1 protein-coding gene (cut by a window edge) is annotated in these 24,231 nt (G+C 64.4%); it reads left to right on the top strand.

Annotated features, from left to right (window positions below; translation table 11 throughout):
* A protein-coding gene (locus DQ229_RS10990; RefSeq protein ID WP_162300835.1) for a DUF4347 domain-containing protein crosses the window boundary here: on the top strand, window positions 1–24,231 show its 3' portion. 17,499 nt of this gene lie to the left of the window's left edge; 24,231 of the gene's 41,730 nt are visible here — the last part of the coding sequence; its start codon lies beyond the left edge, outside the window; it ends in the stop codon at window positions 24,229–24,231.

Genomic DNA, 24,231 nt, shown 5'->3' with positions numbered 1-24,231 from the left:
GAGATCGACAAGAGCAAGATCAAGATTCGCGTGGGCCAGCGCACAATGAGTGTGGCCACCGAATTCGTCGCCACAGCGGCGGGCACGAGCTACACGCTGAGCGCGCCGGAAGACCTGGGCGCTGCCGCCGATGTCCTGAGCGGCGGCACCAAGACCCTCACCGCTGATCCGATCTTCTTCGCGCTGCGGCCGATGGGCCTGTCGGAGGATGCGGCTGGCTATATCGTCGATGACGGCTCTGGTGGCACCGAATTCCTGCGCACGCTCAATGGCGAGGATGTGCTTGTCAGCTACAACCTGGTCGATGCCGACACGATTGGGCTGAGCAAGATATTCTCGGGCATCAGCTTCGACGCCGTCCTGCCCATCGACATCGACGTGGAAGCACTGGGCGTCGAGTTGCCGACGCTGACGCTGCCGGGGCTGTCGTTCAGCATGTCGCTGCCGTCGATCAATTTCGGGCTTGGCTTCTTCGGCCTGCCGTCGCTGTCCCTGCCGGGGCTTTTCGATTTGCCCGGCCTGCCCAGCATCAGCCTGCCCAACCTGCCCGATTTCCCCGATCTCAGTCTGCCCGATATCAACTTCCCCGATATCGTGCTGCCGGGGCTGCCTGGCCTTCCAGGCCTGCCCAGCCTGAGCATGCCGTTCAGCCTGCCGTCGCTGCCCGACTTGCCCAGCCTGCCGGGTATGCCGAGCCTGCCACAGCTTTCCTTCAGCCTGCCGGATTTCGACATTTCGGTGCTGCTGGGCTCATTGGGGGTTGGCTCCTCGCTGACTGAAATCCTCAACCTGATCGAGAAGGTCGCCGACGAGGTCATCATTCCCGGCCGCGCGGGCAACCTGGCGCTGACCACGGCGATTCCGCTGCTGGGCTTCTCGGTTGATTCCAAGCTGGGCATCGTGCGGGTGTTCGAGGTGATCAAATCCGCTGTTGGCTCGCTCGACGACTCGCTGTTCGAGCTTCAGGCGATGCTCGACAGCGAATTCGCCAAGCTCGGGTTTGATGCAGGCATCGACGGCGGCAGCCGGGTGCTGATCGAGCGGATGGATTATATCGACACCACCGGCACGGCAGACCGTAACGACCTGGTGATCGGCATCGATATCGGCAAGTCGCTCTCGGAGGTGATCGACCTGGAAGTCACGCTGGAATCGCTGCTGGCCGATGCGTCTATCAATATAGACGGGCTTGAGCAGATCCTGCAGATGACCGGGCGGTTGCAGGCGCTGTTCGCCGCCTCGGTGCGGCTGCGCATGGATATCGGCGTGGACCTGTCGGATGTGACCGACCCGAAAGTGTTCCTCGGCTCGCAGACGCAGCTTGTGCTCGACCTCGATTTCGAGGTGCTGGACGCGCTTCTGGAAGCCGAACTGGGCATTGACGCCGTTAATGCCTCTGCCCGTGTCTATACCTCCACCGATGATAGTGATCCGTTCTCGGCCGCGCTGGTGGCGCGCGATGGCATTGCCGATATCGAGGAGGCAGTGTTCCTCGCGCTGCGGCTGCTGCAGGACGAAAACGGCTCCGGCGTTGCGGTCGACACCGACCCGGAAAACCCGAGCCGGGTGTATATTGAAGCTCTCGATGGCGTCACGCTGGAAAACGAGAAGCGGTTCGACCTGTCGCTGCCGCTGATCGGCGAACTTGAACTGGCGGGCACCAGCTTCAGCACCAAGCTTCTGCAACTGAACGTGTCGATGAACCCGATGCCCGGAGGCACCCCGACCGGGTTTGACTTCCGTGAAGCGAACGGCACGAATTTCGATGCCGACGCTGAGACGCATTACATCCTGATCGAATACGAACTGGCGCCGGGCATCACCAGCCTGAGTGCCGGGTTCCTCAGTGATCTGGCCAATATCGGCTCCACCCCGCTCAATTTCGCGGTGCTGGCCGACATGGCGCTGATGTTCAGCGCCATCGCGCGGGTGCCGATCGGGATCGAACTGCCCTTCGTCAACGAATCCATCGATAGCCTGACCGGCATGGGCGCGGTGCTCGACGTGATGGATACGGTCGCGGGCGAGATCAAGGCGATCTCCGAGCAGCAACTTGACGAAGACGACCCTGCGGACAACAATCTCACCGCGCTCAACGATCTGATCCTTGAAAAGCTATTCAACAACCAGGAAAACGACCGCCTGAACCTGGGCGCGCGCTTTATTTTCGAGGATCAGAACGGCACGGCGGTGCCCAAGACGCTGGCGCTGGAATTCGACATCAGCCTCTTTGCCTTCGCGCTGGCGCATGGTGTGGCCAACGTCAACCCGACGGTCACGCGCACGATCCGGCCCAGCGATTACCTGCCGCGCAACGAGCTGAACGCCCTGCGTGCGCTGGGCATCGATATCGATATGCAGATCTCGCCGATCGAGTTGCAGCTCGATTTCGATATCGGCCTGAAAGGCGCGGTGCATTTCGATCTGGATGGCACGATCTCCGAGCCTGAAATCAGCCTGACGCTCAAGCAGGGCAGCGGCGCCTATCTGGGTTATGCCGCGCGCGCCATCGTGCCCGAGGCCACGCTTTCTGCCGGGCTGACGCTGATCCCCGGCGCCAAGATCGAGGCCGCGATCCTCGATGCCACCTTCGCGGTGGATGCCAATGGCGAAGTGGTGACCAACGCACAAGGCAAGATCGTCGATGACGGGCTGGCCACGATCGAGTTCACCACCGACAGCGATGTCACGATCTCGACCGAAAATGCCAACGATTCCGGCGAATTCAACGCCTCGCTGAAATCGACCGGCTATGCCGCGCTTCAGGTGCCGGTCTACTTCCCCACGCGCACCGCGCCGCTGACCGGCTCGGACGCCTTTGTCACCGCCGAGTGGCTGGCCGAAGAATCCGACAGATACGCCAAATATGCGTCGAGCAACCTGGCCTCGGCGGTGCCTTCATTCCTGAACCGCAACGAGATTTTCCTGGGCTATGACCTGGCCGGGCTGACGGCCGACGGCAGCATGCAGGATCATTTCTATTACTACGTGCCCAACCCGATGCCGCAGATCGGCATCGGCATGTTCATCGAAGACCCGCTGCTGCTGGTCGAGGGATTGTCATTTGCGCTCACCGCGCTGGATGCGCAGATCCGGCGCGCGCCGCTTTTCGGCCTCGATATCCCGTTCATCGGCGATGCGGCGCGGCGGGGGGCGAACTTCATCTCGTCCACGCTGGTCAGTCCGCTCAACAGCGCGCTGGACGACCTGGCCGGGCTGATCCGCGAGGAGAAGGACGCCTCCGGCGGCACCTTCACCAGCGTGAACCTGATCCAGTATGGCATGTTCGAGCTGTTCTCGAGCATCAACTCGGCCACCGGCATCCGTTTCTATACGATGGATGGCGAAGAGATCACCCATTACCGCCAGGTCGAGGTGTCGCTGTCCAAGGGCTATGACGACCTGCTGATCAAGCTGCGCGCGATGGGCGATGTCTTCCCGCCGCTTGAGGTCGACCTGGACATGGGGCTGTCTGTGCCCGGCCTGCCGCTGAGCTTCGACAGCGATGTCGGCATCCGTATCGGCATGGATTACGATGTGTCGCTGGGCTTCGGGGTCAGCTATCTGAACGGGGCGCTCGATTTCTACCTCGACACCAACCCCAACCCCAACCGCGACGAGGAAATCTACCTCGCGCTCTATGGCGACATTTCACACGATGCGCGGTTGAGTGCGCAGCTTGGCTTCCTCAACTTCGACATCTTCAACCTGATGGGGCCGGGCCACCGCGAGATAGAGGCCGCGCTCACCGTCGATCTGAAAGACCCCAAGGCGGGCACTGCCGAAGAAAACGGCAAGCTTTCGCTGCGCAACGACCTGCGCGGCAAACGCTTCAGCGATATTGTCAGCGCGCAATTCGATGCGCGCGCCCAGGTCAGCCTGGGGCTCGTGTCATCGCTGGGTGGCAGTGCGCAGTTCCCGCGCTTCATGGTGGATTTCCATTACGAGCAGATCTTCGCCAGCGTCGATCTGACCAATCCGACCGTGCAATCGGTGTTCGGCGGCGCACCTACAATCGAGCTGGTGGATATCCGGCTTGATCTTGGCAGCTTCATCTCGCAGTTCGCCGGCCCGATCATCGGCGAGGTGCAGAAGATCACCCAGCCGATCAGCGACGCGCTGGCGCCGATCATCGACCCGCTGCCGCTAATCTCCAACCTGCTGGGCTCGCCCACCTCAATGCTGCGCATGATCGAGATATTCGGCGGTAGCGGAACGGCGAATTATGTAAAGTTTTTCAATACAGTAACCAGTATACTAGACCTGATCAACGCGATGCCTTCGCCCAGCGATGCGCAAGGTGTGGTGATCCGGTTTGGCGATTACAGCTTTTCGGCGCAGGGCGACCCGCGGCAAAAACAGGCCTATGACCAGAAAGCGATCGAGGCGCAGACCGGCGGCACCATGATCGATCCGCTCAGCCAGGCCAAGGCGCCGGCTGCGGCGCAAAACGGTACAAACCGGCCTTCTTCGTCCTCGGGCAAGGGGCAGGCGGCGAATGCCAAGACTTCGGGCTTCCTCGGCAAGCTCAACTCGGTCGAGGGGCTGCGCTTCCCGATCCTGGAAAATCCGGCTTCGGCAATCGGCCTGTTTACCGGCGCCAGCAATGTCGATCTGCTGATCTTCGATGTGCCGACGCTGCATGTCAGCAAGGATGTTTCGAAGACCGTCTGGATCTGGGCGCCGTTTCTTTCGGCGACCTTCAGCGCGGGGGTTTCGGCGACAGTGCAACTGAGCTTCGGCTTCGACAGCCGCGGCCTGAACCTGTTCCGTGATTCCGGCTGGGAGAACCCCGAATACCTGTTCTACGGTTTCCACGCCCGCGACTGGTATGATGACGGGACCGAGCGTGTGGAACTGCGTGTCGAGTTCCGCATCGGCGTCAGCGCCCAGATTGGCGGCGATTTCGTCATCATGCAGGTCAAGGCCGGTGTGCGCGGCGAGCTGATCGCCGCGGTGGAGTTCGACCTGAACGATGTGGCCAGCCGCGAAGGCACCTATGACGGCAAGGTCTATATCGACGAATTCGCCTATATCATGCAGCGCGATCCGCTGGGCCTTTTCGATGTATCGGCCGAGGTGCGCGCCAAGGTCTCGGCCTTTGTCACGATCAAGCTGAAGCTGCTTTTCGTCACGGTCACGATCTTCGACAAATCGGCCACGCTGGTCGATGTGGTGCTGTGGCGCTTCGACTACCACAAGCATTTCCAGCTTGCCCCGCTGGGCGAGGTCAACAACGGTGTGCTGACTGTCTTCACCTCTGACCGTTCCGACACCGTCACCATCCATGAAACCCAGGATGGCAAGGTGCTGGTCGATGTCGGCGGCGACATGCAGCGTTTTGACGATGTGACAGAGATCTACATCGACACCGGGCCGGGCAACAACAAGGTGCTGATCGCCGAGACCAACACGCGCCGTGTCACCGCGCGCGGCGGGTCGGGCAACAGCACTTTCATCAACGAGTCGGATGCCGAGGTCACTTTCTACGGCGGCACCGGAAATGACCTGCTCTGGCAGCGCGGCAACAGCCCGATCACCATCTACGGGGTGGGCGGCGATAACGTCATCATTGGCGGTCCCGACAGCGACCGGCTCTATGGCGGCACCGGCAATGACATCATCTATGGCGACGAACACCCCGACCTGTTCGATAGTGACGACCGGCGCGGATTCGGCGGCGGCGACTTCATCTATGGCGGTTCGGGCAACAACGTCATCTATGGCCAGTATGGCAGCAATTTCCTTTATGGCGGTTCGGGCAATGACATCATCTTCGGCGGCGAGGGGGATGACTTCATCTCTGGCGGCGGCGGCGATGACCAGATCTTCGGTATCCAGGGCGACAACGAGATCCGCGGCGATTCCGGCAACAACCTGCTTGTGGGCGGGCTGGGCAATGACCGCATTCTTGGCGGCACCGGCGATGACACGATCTACTGGGTGGTCGGCGACGGGCTGGATGTGATCGACGGTGGAAGCGGGCGCAATCAGCTGGTGATGTTCGCTTCCGAATTCAACGGCGGCACGGCTGCGAATGACACCGTCGAGGTGCGCGCCGGAGAGAACGGTGGCAGTATCGTCACCTGGCAGGCCGCGCGGGTCGAGACGCTGGAGATCAAGAATGTCGGCACGCTCGATTTGCGGCTCGGGCAGGGGCAGGATACGGCGATCATCCACGCCACGCCGCAAGGGGTGGACCTGCACAATATCGTCGTCAATCTCGGCACGGTCACGCCGGGCAGGCCGGGCGATGGCACGAGCGACGTGGTGCGGATCATCGGCACCGATGAGTCCAACGCCATTTCGGCGCAGGCATTTTCGGGCAGCAGCTCGACCTATTTCGTGCACGAAAATATCCCCGCCGATGCCGAAGAGCGGCCCGCGCAGCTTGGCGTGATACGTCAGACGGTCAATGTGAACGACCACGCCCGCACCCGCGGCGAGGAAGACACGATCCGCATCGAGGCCGGGCAGGGCGACAACCTGGTCGACCTTTCGGGCCTGCGGGTGCCGGCCGGCAGCCTTGGCGGATTCGTGCGCCATGTGATGGTGGGTGACGGCAACAACGACCTGATCGGCAGCCCGCTGGACGATATCTTCACCCTTGGTGCCGGGCGCAACATCATCTGGCCTGGCGCAGGCAATGACCGGATCATCGATGGCGGCGGCTTCGACAAGGTGATCTACGATATCGAGGCGTCGGGTTTCGCGCATCTGCCGGTTGAATACCTGATGGATGGCGCCGAACTGATCGTGCGTCAGCGCGACGGCAGCGGCGCCATCGTGTATGAGACCCGCGAATACCTGTGGGATATCGAGGAGGTCATGCTTTCGGGCACCGCGCAGGACGATCTTTTCGATCTGCGCCAGGTCGAGGCGCGAGTGGTGGTTGACGGGCGCGACGGCTCCGACCGCTATGTGGTCCGCTCCAATACCGGGGTGGCGCGCTACGGGATCGAGGAATTCTCGGACAATGTCGTCTATATCGAGGGCGGCGATTTCACCGACGCGCAGGGCAACCCGATCGAGCTTTCGGGCGCGAATGACGGCGATCTTCTGGTCGGGCTGGACCTTGCCAGCCTCCTGCTGGAGGCCGGAGGCAGCCTGTCGGGGATTGAGGAAAACGTGACCGTGTTGCGCGGCACCCGCTCGGGCGTGCTGGCCACGGTTATGAGCTTTTCGGCGCAGACCGGGCGGCTTCTGCTGCGCGACTTGACCGGCGTGCCAGAGCATGGCGAGCAGTTCGAGGTATACGGCAAGGCCGCCCAGCGCGGGCCGCTGGTGACGCTGGCCTCGGACGATGCCGAAGTTGGCGGCGCGATCAATGTCGGCGACTTGCTCACGCGCGATGCTGTCTTTACCACCCGTGATGTGAGTGACACCTCATTCGCGCCGATCGTGCCCGATGACGGGCTGGCCAGCGCCGAGGGCCTGGTGCGCATCGCCTATGATGGCAGCACCACCCCGGAGGAAGGCGACCGGCTGCTGCGGCGGCTGGTGGATGGCTCCTATGAGGATATCGGCGGCATCGTGCAGGCCGGCGCGGGCGAACTCATGGTTGAGTTGCGCCCGACCCTGACCCTGAACGCCACCGATGTTCTGGGTTTTGCCGGGCCGGAGGCCGAGGAACAGATGGTGCTGCCTGCGGGCAGTGTCACCAGCCTGGGCGATACCACACTGGTTTCGGTTTCGGGCGGCGAGGCTGCCTTTGTCTATGCCCCGGTCGGTGAAAGCCTTGTGCCCGGCGCCAATGTCTTTGTCGAACGCGACGGCGCGGTGCGTGCCATCGGCACGGTCGTGGGCTTCGATGAATTCAGCGAGAGGCTCACGGTTTCGGTCGAGTCCGGCGAGCGTCTTGAAATCGGTGATGTCGTCTTTGCCGAGGTCACGCCGCATACCGTGCTGCGCGTCGAAAGCGTGGATCGCCTGCTTGGCACTTTCGCGGGGCGGCTTCTGAGCGGCGCGCTCAGCGGGGGCGAGACGGGGCTGACCATCGAGGGCAGCAGCGACGATGTGACGGTTTCGCTGCGCAATGCGGCCTCGGCCCCGTCGCCGACGGTCGTGACGGTTGCGCGCGGAACGGCCACACCCGAGCTGGGCGATCTGATCTTCGACGCGGGCGGCAACACGCTGTTCCGCGTGGCGGGGCTGGATGCCGACAGTATCCAGCTTGCGGTGATCGAAGGGCGCTTCACCCAGGATCTGGAGGCGCCGGCGGGCTATGTCTTCAATGCGCCGGGTGTCACGGTGGAACGCCACACGCTTGATCTGCTGGCGCTGGATGCAGCGCTGAATGCGGCGGTTGTCGGCTTCGATCTGGACAGTGCCCAGGCGGAGTCTGTCTCGCGCGGGGATATGCTGCTTGGCGCAGGCGGCACCGCGCTCTTGCGGGTGCTTGAGGTTATGGAAAGCGGCGCGATCAGCGCGCACCTGCTTGCGGGCGCGTTGGGCGAGGGCGAACAGGCTCTCACCCTTGTGGGCAGTGCAACGACGCTTGACGCCACGTTTGCCGAAGGCGTCGCCGCCCGTGATCTGGGCGCGAATGGCCAGCCGCAGATCACGCTTGGCGCCGCGCATGGGGCGGCTGTGGGCAGCTTCCTGGCCGATGCCGCCGGGCGGCTTTACGTTGTGACCGGCGCCACCACGCTGACCATGATCGAAGGGCGGCCCGACATGGTGGCGGGCGACAGTCTGCCGCTGGCCGGGGTTGATGATGGCTTCAACCATACCGGCACTGTTTCGGCCGTGAGCCGCGTGGCACCGCAGGCAGGCGAGATCTGGCGCCTGACCGGAGCCGAGCAATCGGCGTATATCCGCATCCTCGGGGTGACGGATGGCGAACTCGAATTCGAGATGCTCATGGGCCGCATTGGCACCGGCGCGCTCGACAGCGAGATGGCCGCGCTGGAGGTGGCGCTTGCCGGGCCGCAGCCGATCACACCCGCAGCCCAGCCCGGAGTTTACGGCATCAGCCGCTTTGGCGATACCGCCACGCTGGCCGCGATCCGCATCGGCGATACCGCCATTGCCGCGCAGTCGGGCCTGCCCGAGGTCGTGGCCGACCTCGATGCCCTGCCGGAAGGCGCGCGGATTCTCGTCAGCGCGGATGGCGAAAGCATTCTCGCAGCGACATCGGGCAACCGGCTTCTGGTGCTCAAGGGCTCGCCGTTGGCGGGCGGCACATATACGGCGCATCGCCTGGCTGCCGAAGTTGCCGGCACCCCAGAAAGCGCGGCACCGGAAAGCTTCGTGCTGAACCCGCAAACCCTGCCGATGCGGGCGCAATCCGCCGAATACCCGCGTTTCGATCTGCCCTACTCGGTGCTGCCAGGGCAGGCCGCGCCCGAGGTGGGTGATATTCTGCAAACTACGCTTGCGGACAGCGATGTGCTGCTGCGCGTGGTGGCGATTGATGGCGGGCAGATCACGGTCGATCATATCGTCGGCGATCTGGCGATGCCGCTGGATAGCGAAAATCTGCCCGACCTCGACCCGACGCTGAAAGCGGCGGAAGATGCGCTTGCGTTCATCGGCCAGTGGGGCAACGGGGATTTCCCGAACGTCTCGGTGGGTGACAGCATTTATGCCTTGGATGAGGGCGCATGGGTTGAAGTGGGCGAGGTTGCATCGGTCGATAACGATACCGGGCAGGTGACATTCAGCCACGAGGATCCCGCAGCGCTGGAAATCCTCGATGCGGCTACGCATGTGGCACTGGCCGACGATGGCAGCGATGTGTTCCAGATCATCCAGCGCGCCAACGAGGTGCTGGCGCTGCCCGGCGCGCTCGGGCTGCGCAGCATTGATGCCGCGACCAACACGCCGGAAATCCGTATCTCGATCCGGGGGCAGAGTATCGCGGCACCTGTCTTGCCACTTGTCGATAGCGAACTGCCTGACCTCGGGGCAGCGGAGTTCGATATCTTCGTCGCCACTGATGGCGAGGACGAGGTTGCGCTGATCCACGTCACCAGCGCGGGGGCCTTCCTGGTGGGGGGCGAGGCCGTGGCCGGCATGGTGCTGACCGGCCTGATCACCGGCGCCGAGTGGGAGTTGCGCAGCAACGCGCGGCTGGCCACCTTCGAAGGGATCGTGTCGTCGCGACTGACCGAGAACTACACCTTCAACGTCGATGTCGAAGGCGATTTCACCGGGCTCACGCGCGCCAGCATCGACGTCGCGGAACGGCTCAGGGCCGGCGAGGCGGTCACGCTCTACGCTATCGCCGCCAACGGCACCGCACAGGCGGTCGAGGTGGTCGGGGTCGACCCCGACAGCGGTACCATTGATATCAAGGGGCCGGCTGAGTTTCTTCTTTCCGGCGTGGCGCTGTTCGACCTCGCGCCCGATGGCGGAGCGGCGGGATCGCCCAACCTGCAAACGGGCGACACGCCGGTATTCACACTGGAGCGTCCGCTCGAGTCCGCGTCGGCCACAGCGCAGGGCGCGGTGCGCTTCACCATGGTCGAGACCGGCCTGATGGGCCGCACCGTCGATGCGCGCGTCTTTGGTGCGCTGGACGCGGGCCAGGTGCAGCGGCTCTACACCTCCAATGGCGCAGAAGTCATCGTCACCGGCATCAATGCGGCGGAGGGCACGCTCAGCTTCCGCTTCACCGCGCCCAGCGCCGATGCGGTGGGCACCGCGCGCACCCAGATCGCCTTTGCCGACATGGCGCTTTACCAGAGCGCCGATGCCGCCGCCATCGGCGACCGGCCGGTGCTGCGCTTGCTGTCCGAGGTGGAGTCTGCCCCGCAGGCGATGAGCATCGGTGCCGCCCGCGTGGTGGGCGAGGCTGCCCCGGTCGCGCTGAACGGTGCGATCATCTCGCAGCCCGGTGGTGGCGCGCGCGAGATCGAACTGGCCTCGATCCATGTGCGCGAGGGCGCGCTTTACTCTATCGAAATCGACGGCCAGCGCTTCAGCCACCGTGCCGGCATTGACGATGAGCCAGGCGATATCGCCTCGGCGCTGGCCACGGCAATCAATGCCCACGGTGACTACAGTGCGGAGACCGCGGTCACCATCGTGCATATCACCGCAGGCGCGGGCGAGGCCGCAATTTCTGCCCTGGTGCAGGCACCGGGGACCGGCGTGAAGCTTTCGGGGATCTCGGCACCCTTCTACAACGGCCAGCGGCTGATCCTGATTGACGGCAGTGAGACCGGCAAGACCGGCACGATATCGAGCATGGCGCTCGACAGTGGCAACCTCAATGTAGCGGTGGCCGACAGCGGCGCAGGCGCGCGCACGATTCTGGATAACGTGTCCGGCCTGCCCGACATCGACCGCACCAGCATCGTTTCCGACCTTGGCATCGCCGTGGTGCAGATGCCGCCGGGCTTCGATGGCACCTTCATCAAGGGGCAGGAGGTGTTCGAGGTCGATGACGCGGGCAATGCAACCCGCATCGGCATTGTCGATGTCTACAAGGCCGGCGCGCGCGAACTGCACATCGCGCTCGATGACGACAAGGTCGTCACCTTCGGCACGCGCATCTATTCGGAATACATCGCCCAGGGCGACGAGGCCCATGGCGGCGAGGTGGTCTCGGAAGACGACCGCGATGTCGATCTGCGCAACAAGCGCGTCCTTTGGGAAGATCTCGACCCGGCGCTGTTCGGCCTGATGGGCTTTGCCACGGGTGACAACCTGGTGTCGTCCGATGGGCGCACGCTGCTGGAAATCGGCTATGTCGGCGTCGCGCGCGATGCCTATGGCAACCTGATGTATGAGGACGCGACCAGCGGCATCGACCTGATCTTTAACCGCCTGCGTGCGGTGCAGGCGCCGTTCCAGCCCAACCAGCGCATCGACCTGCTCAAGCGCGAGGCGGGTGACAGCTTTGCCTCGGTCATCGACGGCAACAACTACACCGTGCCCGAAGTGGGCGGCACCGTCACCGAGGATGATTTCAACATCCGCGGCGGCGCGCTGGATGTGGCTTTCGGGCCCAATGGCTGGGATGTGATCCTGACCGACTCGGCGGCGGTGATCTTCGCGGACGAGCTGGAAGCCTACCTGCGCAGCATCAACCCGAATTTTGACGAAAACCCGGGCAATCAGGCGCTGTTTGACATCGCTTTCAACGAGATGGCGCAAGACCCTGATCGCCTGGGCCTTTACCTGTCGTCGCTGCCGCTTCTGGGTAATGACAAGGGCCAGGATACTGGCCGCGTCGTCGGCTGGAACGCGCGCACCAATACCGTGACGCTGGAAATCCTGCGCACCGACCGGGCCGAGGCGCATATCGGCGAGCATCTGGGCGAGGAATTCTTCCTGCGCCTGCCGCCGGTGTTCCGCGTCGATGATGCGGGTTTCACGCCCGAGGGGGTCGCGGTTGACGGCAACACGGTCACGCTTGACCTTAACCCGCTGACCTTCCCCGAAAACCACCGCCTGAATGAACGGCACACGCATGTCTACATGCTGGATGCCGAAACCGATGCGCTGATTGCTGTTGCCACTGTGGATCAGGAGGCCAGCCAGACCTCCATCCGTGACCAGAATGTGAACAACGCCACGCCGCAACTGATCGCGACGCTGGCCGATGGCTCCGTCTCCGACTGGTCGCTGATCACGGATGGCAGCGTGCGCTACGTTCTGGCCGAGGCCTTCGACGTGGAGGCCAAGGTTGCCGCAGCCGAATTCACAGGCGAGATCGACGAGGACAGCGGTGCGCAACTGGCGAAGATCACGCTGGCTGCCGACGATGCGGTGATGATCGAGTTCAGCCAGAACACTGGCGCGGCCCGTTTCGCGCAGGTGCTGGGCGTCGTGGATGGCGATTTCGGCACGACCGCCTTTGGCAAGGTGGTCTCGGTGGCGCTGGTCGGTGGCCAGTATGAGCTGACTGTGGCCATGGGACAGAACGCGACACTGCCGCTGGCGGACGACATGCTGCGCCTCGGCGCGGCATCGCGGATGCCTGTTTTTGTGATGCCCGATGCGGGCGATGGCGTTTATGACAGCGCCGTCACCGATTTCTCGGCCGGGGTGAAGCTTTCCGATCTCGACTGGACGGTGACGCTGTTTGAACAAACCGTCGATCTGGGCGCGGGCCACGGGCTTGCGGTGGATGACCGGGTGACGCTGGTCGAGGCCGGGGCGGAAACCGGCTCCATCGTCGGGGTCGTCACCGCCGTCAACGGCGCCTCGGTCACGCTGGAATTGCGGCGCGGCGAGAACCCGTTCGACAATGTCGAGGAGTTCACCATCATCCGCCAGGATGCGCTGGTGGGCGGCGCCGAATGGAAGATGAGCGGCTCCACCCTGATCACCGAGGCCAACAACGGCGATTACGATGTGGAGCTTGCCAGCGACGCGCGCACCGATGTCTACGCTGTCGAGGTGGAATACAAACCCACCGATGCCGAGCAGGAAATCCTTGATCTGCTGACCAAGGGCGAGACGCTGACGCCCGAACAAGTGCTGATCTATGAGCAGATGGTCATGCCGTTCCGGCCCATCGTGAACGACCGGCTGCATTATCGCGGCTTCATCGGCGAGGACCGCTTCCGCGAGGACGATCAGGCCACCGTGCGCGACGTGCAGGAGCTTGAGGGCCAGTTCCGCTATCTGGTCTTTGTCGAGGTGCGGTATCAGGATTTGCAGGACCCGGCGCTTGCCGCCGGAATGAAGCTGGAAAAGGATGGTGGCGGGGCGCCGCTCGATATCCTTGCGGCGGGCGAGGTGGAGTCTCGCGAGATCGTCGTGGACGCGGCCGAGTTCGAAACCCGCCGCGCCGAGGGGCTCTATGCCGCCACCCCGCGCGAGTTTTACGCCAACCAGCAGGTGGTTCTGGAGGTCGCCGGTACGGCCCGCGATGCCAGCCGCGAAACGGTGGGCGATGCGTCCACCAGCGAGGTGCAGCGCATCGAAATCACGCCGCAGCAATACGCCGGCTACCGGCTGTCGCTGGGTGGGCAGGTGCTGATTGCCGAACCGCTGGCCACGGGCGATATCGCGGCGCTGGTTGATGCGCTTCAGGCTGCGGATGGCTATGACGACATGCCCTTCACCGTTGCCGCCGATGGTGATGACCTGCTGCTGACCTGGAAGGCCGATGGCGTGGTGGATGCCACGGCGCGCATCGCCCAGATCGGTGCGATCGGCCGGGTTGCCGACTGGAACCCGGAAACCGAGATCATCACGCTTTCCCGCCTGCGCAGCCCGCTTGCGGGCGAAGGCACGCTCACCCTGGGTATCGACGATTTGGTGATCGACGCCAGCCGCCTTGCCAGCGACATCGACACCGCCGGTGCAGTGATCGTGGGCGACCGGGTGCTGATCGAGTTGCAGACAGCGGGCGGTGACGCCTGGCTTGACGCCGCCAATGCGCCGCGCGTGGGCAGCATCCTTCTGTCGAATGGGGTCGAGATCGGTCGCATCGCCGGGGTTGACATGGGGGCGGATAACGACCTGCCTGCGCTGGTCGAGGTGGTGATCAACCGCGAGGCGCTGCTTGGGGCACCGCTGACCGCCGGGCTTTCGCTGACCTGGACCCCGGCCGAGGGCGTGACCGCCCAGAGCGGCCAGGTGGGCGCAGTGCGCACCGACGCCACCGTGGCCGCAGTTCTAAAGGACGGGATCGGCCGGCCTGATATCGACCCGTCCTCGGGCGACCGGGTGTATCTGGCAGGCACCGATACGGTGATCGGCCGCATCGCCGCATGGGACCCGGAGAAGGACGAGCTGACCTTCACCGTGATGGAAACCTACTGGGGCGATGTCGCGCTGGGCGAAAACATCGCGCTGGCGGCAAATTCGGCAGGGCTGACCATCGACGGGCTGCGGCTGGGTTCGGTGCGCTACCTTGCCAACGCGGTGGCCGAAACAGGGGCCGGCGCCGACGGCACACTGGCGCTTGAGGGCCTCGCGCTCGATTTCAACCGCGATGGCGGGCGTGCGGTGGTTATCGATACGCTCGATGGCAGTGGCTGGCAGACCTTCACCTTCGACGGCATCTCGTTCGAAAACCGCGACCAGTTGCTTGTCGGGATCAATGAATTGCCCGACAATGCGGTCGAATGGGCTGAGCATCGCGCCTGGATGCCGAAAGACCCCTCGGGCGGCAATTTCCGCTATACGGTCACGCGCACCCAGATCGACATTGCCGCATCGCAGGGCTTCCTGCAGCAGCTGCAGGGCGATGAACTGGTCGCGCTGCCGCAACTGGGCGATCGCCGCTTCGTCTCGTATAACGGGATGGACGAGGTGTTCGTGCATGGCACCAATGGCGAGGGCACCTTCACCTTCGACAACACCGGCGCGCTGACCTATGCCTTCGGGCACGCCCGCGCCGACCAGTTCTTTGTCGGTTCGATCATCGAGACCCGGCAGGCCCCCAATCCCGAGGGCGACGGCACTGTCACCGTGGTGGAAACCACGGCGGGCACCGCGCATGACACGCGGCTCTTCGGTGGCGGCGGCAACGATTATTTCCAGATCATCCGCAACAAGGCCGAAACCTGGCTTTACGGCGATGCGGGCGATGACACCTTCCTCGTGCGGGCCACGCTTGGTGTGTCCAACCTCGGCTCGGGCAAGGGGCAGAACAACGTGGGTTACAACCGCAATGCGCCGCTGCATATCGACGGCGGCAGCGGGTTCAACACCTTTATTCTGGAAGGCACCGAGATTGGCGATCAGTTCATCGTATTCGTCGATGACGACGGTGTGCAGCAGATCAAGGGCGCCGGTGTCGATATCGGCTCGCTGCAGAATATCCAGTCGATCCAGATCAATTCGCTCGATGGTGATGATACGATCTATCTCTATGGCGTGACCGCCGACAGCAGGATCGTGATCAATACAGGGCGCGGCAATGACCAGGTGTTTGTCGGTGGCCCGGCGCGGGTGTTCGACCCGATCAGTCAGGGCGTGCAGCTTGATACCACCGCCCCCGGCGCGCTGGAGCCGACGATCGAATACATCGAGGTCGAGGAAGAGGTGCCCGGCTACACCCGTGTCGAGCGCACCATAAACCCCGACGGCACGGAAACCGTGCGGCGTGTGTTCGTGCCCGGCTACACGGTCGTCAAGCGCATCGCCACGGTGGTGTTGCGCCCGGTCGAGGAAACGACCCAGAGCACCCAGACCACGCTTTCCATGGATGCAGTGCGCGTGGGCCGGCAGGACGATCTGAGCGCCTTCAACAACCTTGTCGTCATCAATGGCGGCGACGGCGTAAACACGGTCGATTTCCAGCTTTACGGCACGCAGGACGGCAGCCTTGCCAATGGCCGCATGTCGGTCACGACCGAGCGCGAGGTGCAGGAACGCGCGCTGAAGGCACTTTACGGGCAAAGCTACCAGCCCTCGGAAGGGGAACTGGTGCCCGAAGACAGCCCCGACAATACCACCTACGGCTGGGTCACGGGCTTTGGCGGCAACAACCAGGGTATCTTGCTGCGCAGCGTGGCGCTGGTGCGCATCCAGCTTGGCGATGCGAACAATGTCTTCCACCTCGAAGGGGTGCATGAGGATATCCAGAACGCCGTCATCTCGACCGGGGGCGGCGACGATACGGTGATTGTCGGCCGGGTCGAGGAAATCGGGCAGGGGCCGCTGACCAGCGTGCTATATGACGCGCAAAGCGAAGACGTGCGCGACTGGGTCGATGAAAAGCTGACCTCTGGTGTGCTGACCGGCGACTGGGAAAGCCTCTATGACCCGTCGCGCACACTGGAAACCTTCAGCCAGGCCGATGCGCGCGAATATCTGCTTGCGGCGGCGGTGCTGGACGGCATCGTCCTGCTGCGCGACGATCTGGATGACTGGTTCGATGCGGCAGCGCTGAACGTGCGCGACGTGCACGATCTGCGCCGCGCTTGGGAGAGCGAAAACCCCACGCTGATACCCGCGCGCCTGCTGACCGGCGTGACCCTGCGGGTGCAGACCCCGGATGTGCAGGAATGGTTTGCCAACCGCGAGGTCGGGCTGGCGCTGAACAACCTGACAACGCAACAGCTTCTGACTGCGGCGGTGCTGGAAGGGATCGACCTGGAGGTCGGCGCGCTGACTGGCTGGTATAATGCGCTGATCGACCCTGATAACGGCACCAGCCTGCGTGATCTGGACGGTGCCGCCCTGACCGACCGCTGGGACGAGGACAACCCGCGCTTGCCCGGCACCGTGGGCACGCTGGAGGATATCCAGTCGCGCGCGATCCTGATCGGCGGCACCGGCAACAATGTCGTGCGCATCTACGACAACATGCGCGATATCGACACGCTGACGCGGGTCACGACGGTTACGCTCAAACCCTATAACCCGAACGATCCGTCAACCGCCAGCGCCGAGGAGATCGCCGCCGATCCGCTACAACAGCGTATCGACTTCACCCAGGTCGCCATTCGCGACCGCTACGACAGCGCGGCGCCGACCGGCACGATTGCCATCAATGGTTTCTCGACAACCGAGCTTTACCTCGGCAACGGCAATGACCGGATCGAGATCATGGCCGCGATCCTGCCGATCTACATCCATTCGGGCGGCGGCGATGACGAGTTCTTCATCGGCTCCACGCCCGATGACGCGCTGGCCTCCGACCTCGACGGCATCGTGAACACCACGCTCACGCTCGACGCCGGATCGGGTTCCAACCGTCTGGTGATGAGCCGTGGCGGTGATACCGACCCGAGCGCCAATATCGAGATCACCGACCAGTCGTTCATCGTGCGCCACTTCCAGGGCGAAGACCTTTCCACCGCGCCGATCGTCTCGGCGGTGCGCTTTCTGTCCAACCCGTCTGCCGGCGGGCGGGTGCATGAAACCCGCTACGGTTTTGACCGCGGCGTCGTTCTCTACACCGGCGACGGCGACGACAAGGCGGTGCAGGTACTCAGCATCCACGACGACGGGCCGACCCGCATCTACCTGGGCGCGGGCGATGACGTGCTTTCCGTGCTGCCCAATACCGATGCGCCGGGCGGCGAGAATCTGGGCCTGCGCAACCTCATCGGCGCCGACCCGCACGACCTGCTGCAGGTGTTCGGCGGCGACGGCAACGACATCATCGACCTGTCGGCGGCGCTGGTGAATGTCCATGCCTTCGGCGGCACCGGCGACAACATCATCAAGGGCTCCACCGGCGTCGATATCCTGATCGGCGGCCCCGGCAACAACATCATCGAAGGCTACGGCGCGGCGATCCTGCCACAGCTTGACGGCACGCCCTACGAGGACGGCGAGCTTTGGGGCGAGCAGATCGAAATACTGGTTGGCGACCAGCTTGGCCGGGTGGTTATGGTGGAGCGCTTCGGTGTGATGGTGCCGCGGCTCGAATCCGCCTTCATCGATGTCCATAGCGCGTATTACGACGAACGCTGGATGGAGGCCGGCGGGCTCTATGTCTTCGACCGCAGCGACAGCCCCGGCCAGTTGGCCGACCTGTCGCAGGCCGTCGATTCCGAAGGCGTGCTGATCCGCGATGCGCAACGCAATTATCGCGGCGGCGATCCGCGCGCGATCTGGAACAGCCTTGCGGTGCCGTCGCTGGCGCTCAACCAGGGCGGCGATGATTTGATCTTCTCAGGCATCGCGCTGCCCAACCTGCTGGGCCTTGCCACCGGCACGCCGCAGACCGACGCCGCGCTGCATGGCACGGTTCTGGTCATCGGCGGGGCCGGGGCCGACCGTATCCATGTGGGCCACGCCGACCCGGCACATGGCCACGGCCATATCATCGTCGGCGACGAGGCGCGCATCCAACTCAACCGCACCGACGATAACGGCGTGCGGGTGCGGATGCTCGAGATGGTCGATGTGGCCGCGCCGGTGTCGCTGCTTGACCGCCACCTGGGCAACAACTGGATCCAGTACGGCGCGGGCGATGCCTATGTGCTTTCGGGCGCGGGGCATGACGTGATCCTGGGCGGGCTGGACCCTGACGGCACCGTGGCCGATGGCACCCATCAGCACCGGATCGTCTCGGACATGGGCGAAATCCGTCTGCACGAGCCGAGTATCCAGCAGGGCCAGACCCCCGAAGTCACCTTCATGCGCAGCGCGACAGACCGCGCCGGTGGCGACGACACCATCATCATCGGCGGCGGCGACGTCGACTGGATCGGCGGCGGCGGCTCCGACCGGATCTGGATCGGGTTCGAGTTCCTCAACGACCTGACAAGTGCCACGGCGCAGCAGTTCACCGCAACCGAAGGGCTGAGCGAGCATGATGGCCGCGCGACCGATATCTTCGGTCGCGTCAACATCGCTGACCGCACCTTCATCCCGCTGCTTTATCGCGGCACCGAAATGGCCGACAATGCCGAGGGCTGGCTCTGGGCGCCGATCCTCGCGCCGGTGCGCGACGAGCACCTGCCCGCGGGTGGCGTGCAGAACGTCAACCTGATTGGCGATTACGGCCGGATCGAGCGGATCACCTTCGGCGAGGCGAGCTTCCTGCGGCCAGATGGCTCCACCGGCACCGTGATTGTCGAGAACCCCTACAACATCGCACCGGATTACGAATTCTTCGACGATGAACAGGCACCGCCGGTGGTGTTGCAAGTCTCGTCGGTGCCGCCCTCGGATGATTTCGAGGCGGTTTTCGCGGCCAGCGCGGCCTACAGCGATACGCCGGGTGATCACAATTACCGTGGCAATTTCCGCGGCGATGGTGGGCATGACGCGGTTTACCTGCGCTCGGCCGTGGGCAATATCGTGCTGGGCGAGGGCGACGATATCCTCGAAGCCGAGGACGCCCTGGCCGCCCCGTCAACGCAGGTGCAGGAGGGCACCGCAACCGGGGAATATGCGGTGCAGTCCATCGCGTTGATGCCGGTCGCGGGCGCGGAATACAGCCTTAGCTTCGACGGGCAGACCTATACCGCCGCGCCGCTCGGTGCGGCCACGACCACGGCTGCGCTGCTCGACGATCTTCAGGCAAAGCTGACCGCCGCCGCAAGCGGCGCACCCTTCACCATCGGCGTGGATGGTGACGGCCTGGTGCTGACCTGGAACGAGATCGGCCCGGTGGCCGAGGAGGCCGTGCTGAGCATCGGGTCGGTGCAGGTGGTCTCTGGTATGGGCGGTACGCAGGAGGTGCAGAACATCGCCTTCCGCCCGGTCGTGGGGCAGAGCTACACGCTCACCTTCGACGACACTGTGCTGGAAACCGGGCCACTGCGCGCGGGCACGATGGATCAGGCGGTCGCGCAGTTCCGCACCGCCGAGGGCTATGCCGACCTGCCGTTCCGCATCTCGGGCGGGCTGAACCAGCTTGTCCTGACCTGGATCGAGGATGGCGCAGTCTCCCATACCGCAACGCTGGAGCAGAGTGCGCATATCCGCACCGAAGGGCTGGAGATCCAGCCCGAGACCCAGCGCATCGACATCGCACCCGCTGAAGGCGCGCGCTTCGCCCTGGTCTATGAGACGGCGGGCGGCGAGACCGTGGCGCTTGAGGCCACGGCGCTGACGGAAGGTTCACCGGAGGATCGGCTTGCCGAGCTCGCGGACCAGCTTCAGACAGCGGCCAATGCGGCGGGCAGCCCCTTCGCCATCGCCTCCGATGGCACCGGGCTCGTTATCACCTGGGCCGACAACGCGGCGGTGGACCAGCAGGTGCGCCTGATCGAGATGTCGGCGCTCGACGCGGGGCTCGCGGTCGTGGCCGACGCAGGCGTGATCGACCGACTTCTGGGCCTCGATGTCGAGGGCGACCCGCTCGACGGCAACCGCCTGATCCGCGTGCGCACTACGCAAGACGACACCCCGGTGGGCATCGCGGGTGATCCGCAGTCGCAGACCTATCGCGGCGGCGACGATCGCATCAGCATCGGCGGCGGCAACCATGTCGTCATCGGCGGCGCGGGCGAAGATGTGATCAGCATCGCGGACCAGGGCGGGGTGGGCGATCTGCATTTCCGTCAGTATGTCACCGGTGACGGCGGCGTGATCCTGTTCGACCCGCGCGACGCGGCGGCCGAGCGCACGCTGATGTATTTCGAAACCGCCGAGCGTGATGACCCGCAGATCAACAACGCGGGCACCAGCAATGACGATGTGATCTCGCTGGGTTCGGGCGATATCGTCGTGGCCGGCGGCGTGGGCGCCGATATCATCACCACGCGCGACGGGCGGCACATCATCGCCGGCGACAGCGTGACCATCCGCACGCTGGCCTGGGACGAAGATGGTGTGAGCGCGCAGATGCGGATCAGCGACGTGCTGCTTTCGGTCTCGGGCGGGGATGATCACATCACCTCGCGCGCCCATGACGTGATCGCCATCGGCGGCGGCGGCAACGACGTGATGCACCTGCAAGAGGGCATGGCCGATGACGAGGAAGGCCGCGCCATCGTGATCGGCGATCGCGGCACGATGGAGTTCGAGGTGCTGACGACGGGCGGCGACCCGTTGGCCGGGCGCATCCGCCCCGAGGCTGGCGGCACGCCCGATGCCCGCGTATTCATCGACCTCTTCGACATGGAGCGCCTCGCGCGCATCTCGGGTCGTGACACCACCACCACGACCACGACCACCGATGCCATGGGCGGCGACGACGAGATCCGGCTTGGCAACGGCCGCAAGGTGGTGATCGGCGGCGGCGGCAATGACGATATCGAGGCCGGAACCGGCCGCGCCATCGTCGCGGGCGACGTGGCCGAGATCACGCTGTTCCCCAGCGAGGATGATTTCATCCTCGCCAGCATGTGGAGCAGCGGATACGCCAGCCGGATGTCGCCCGACGATGCGACTGGCACGCTCAACGACGCGGGCGGGGATGACCGGATCATCCTCGGCGCAGGCGACGCCACCGTGATCGGTGGCATCGGCAACGACCATATCGAGATCGGGCGCGAGCATCGGAACCAGTCGCACGATGCGCCGCATCGCTATGTGGTGATCGGCGGCAGCGGCGCGGTCACGCCCACGACGGAGGCTTACGCCACCGCATGGGGCGCGGCCGGCAACGGGCTGGAGCATGTCAGCATTACCGGCCCCGAGGGGCAGGAGCGGCTGGCCCTGATCGAGACATGGGAGACTGACAGCAGCCTGACCGGCGATGACACCATCCTGATTGGCGATGGCGAAAGCTTCGTTCTGGGCGGCGGCGGCAACGACCTGCTTGACATCGGTAGCGGCCCGGCGGTGGTGTTTGGCGATACCGGCGAGATCAGCTTCTTTACCGATGATGCGCTGTTCACCGAGCGCACGCTTACCCGCCTGTGGCAGTTGCGTGACCTTGAGGCGCGGGAAGCCGGCGACATCGCCGGCGACAACGAGATCGCGCTGGGGGCCGGGCCGCTGCAGATCGTGTTCGGTGGTGCAGGGGCAGACAATATCTGGACCCAGCACGAAACCGATTTCACCGATCCAGCGAACCCGCAGCGCAGCCTGATCGGGCCGGATGCGCGCAACCAGACCTATCTGGCCGGCGATCGCGCGGAGCTGATGCTTGACCCGCATCTTGCCGGGGCGGCGGCGCTGCACGAGGTGGCGATGCTCTGGTTCGAGCCATCCGACGAGCCGCCGGTGCCGGGCCGCGATCATGGCGACACCGCCATGCTGGGCGATGGCAAGCTCTGGGCGATCATGGGCTTTGGTTCGGATACGCTGGTGCACGGCGATGGCGACGCTCATGTGCTGGGCGATGTCGGTTTGATGCGCAACGACCCGGCCACCTACAACATGGTCGAGATGCAATCGGCACCCGTGGGCCTCGCGCAATATGGTGGCGACAACTTCTGGCAGAGCGGCGATGGGCTGCATGTGGGTATCCTCGGCCGTGGCGACGACACCGTGCTGCTGGGCGATGGCGATGTCTTCGTGCTGCTCGATCACGGGCGCATCGAATGGGCGTCGAGCGGCAACCTGGCCTATATGGAAGACATCCATACCGATCTGGCGGGCAATGACATGCTGATTGCCGGTGCGGGGCAGGGAGTTGTCTTTGGCGGCGGCGGCGATGACACGATCTGGACTGGCCGCAGGCTCGAGGGTGATTACCTTTCGCGCGACAACCGCGACCACAGCTTCAGCCCGGAAAGCGGCACGCATATCCTGTTTGGCGATCTCGGCACTGCGGAGTTCGACCCGGCGATTGACGCCATGGCGCCGGTGTTCATGGCGACCAGCGAACTGGGCTTCGGTGGCAATGACGATCTGCGCGGCGGTGCCGGGAACGACATCATCCTGGGCGGCGGCGGCAGTGATCTGATCTATGGCGATGCCGGGCGCGATGTCTTGCTGGGCGACTATGCCGACATCACTTTCAACAACGGGCTGCTGCATGAAATCGTCTCCAGCGCGGGCAGTTTCCTTCAGGGCGGTGGCGATGTGATCCTGACCGGCCATTTCGTGGGCGAGGGGGCTTCGGCCACCGAGGATTTCGACGGCGCGCTGGTCATGGGCGGTACGATGATCAACACTTTCCGGGTGGCGATTGCCCGCGACATCGTGCTGGAAACCTATGGCCGGATGCTGTTCCAGTCCGACAAGGCGATTGACGCGCTGGACCCGGCAGAAGGGTATCAGGGCTGGGCGGCCGGGCTGGCGATCGACAAGGTCGAGAATTTCGGCGCCACCGACAACCGCTTCGACCGCGAAACGCGCAACGCCTATGAAGGTGACGATCCGCTCGATGACCTGACAGGCACGACCGAGCCGCTTTCTTTCGTATCCGAAGTCTTCGGCGTTCCCAGTTCCGCGACCGGGCCGCAGGCCAGCTACACCTTTGACGATCTTCTGGCGGCCTTCAGCAGCATGATGGCCGACCTGACAGCCGGCGAGGATGAAGAGGAAGACGACGACCTTCTTCCACTGCCCGAAGAAGATGCGGAGCAACCCGCCGAGGATGGCCAGCAAGAGACACCCGCCGAAGGCGCCGGCGAAGACGCCAACGGCGAGGAGGCGGAGGAAGACTCCGAAGACGGCGAGGAAGGCGAGGAAGACGCCGAGGCCGAAGAAGAAGCCGCCCTGTATCTGAATGGTTCCGGCGACGACGGGCTGGGCCGTTTTGCCGCGCTGCGGTCGGGAGCCATGAACGGCGCTTCGGCTGCGGAAGACGGTGGTGCCGATGACGCATGGCCACTGGCCGATGACGGGCTGGCGGTTTATGATACGCTCAAGGCGGGCGCTGGGATCTTCGCGGTGGCCACGATGACCCGCCGGCGCGAGATTCGCGTGAACAGCCTGGAAAGCAGGCTGCGCATGTGGGACGGGTCGCGCTTCGTGTTGTGCGGGCAGCCCGGCGATGCGGAGCGGCGGATACAGTAA

It is taken from the genome of Alkalilacustris brevis (assembly GCF_003350345.1).
Classification (GTDB): Bacteria; Pseudomonadota; Alphaproteobacteria; order Rhodobacterales; family Rhodobacteraceae; genus Alkalilacustris; species Alkalilacustris brevis.
The sequence above is the reverse complement of the archived record's forward strand: the minus strand, read 5'-3'. Positions and strand labels throughout refer to the sequence as shown.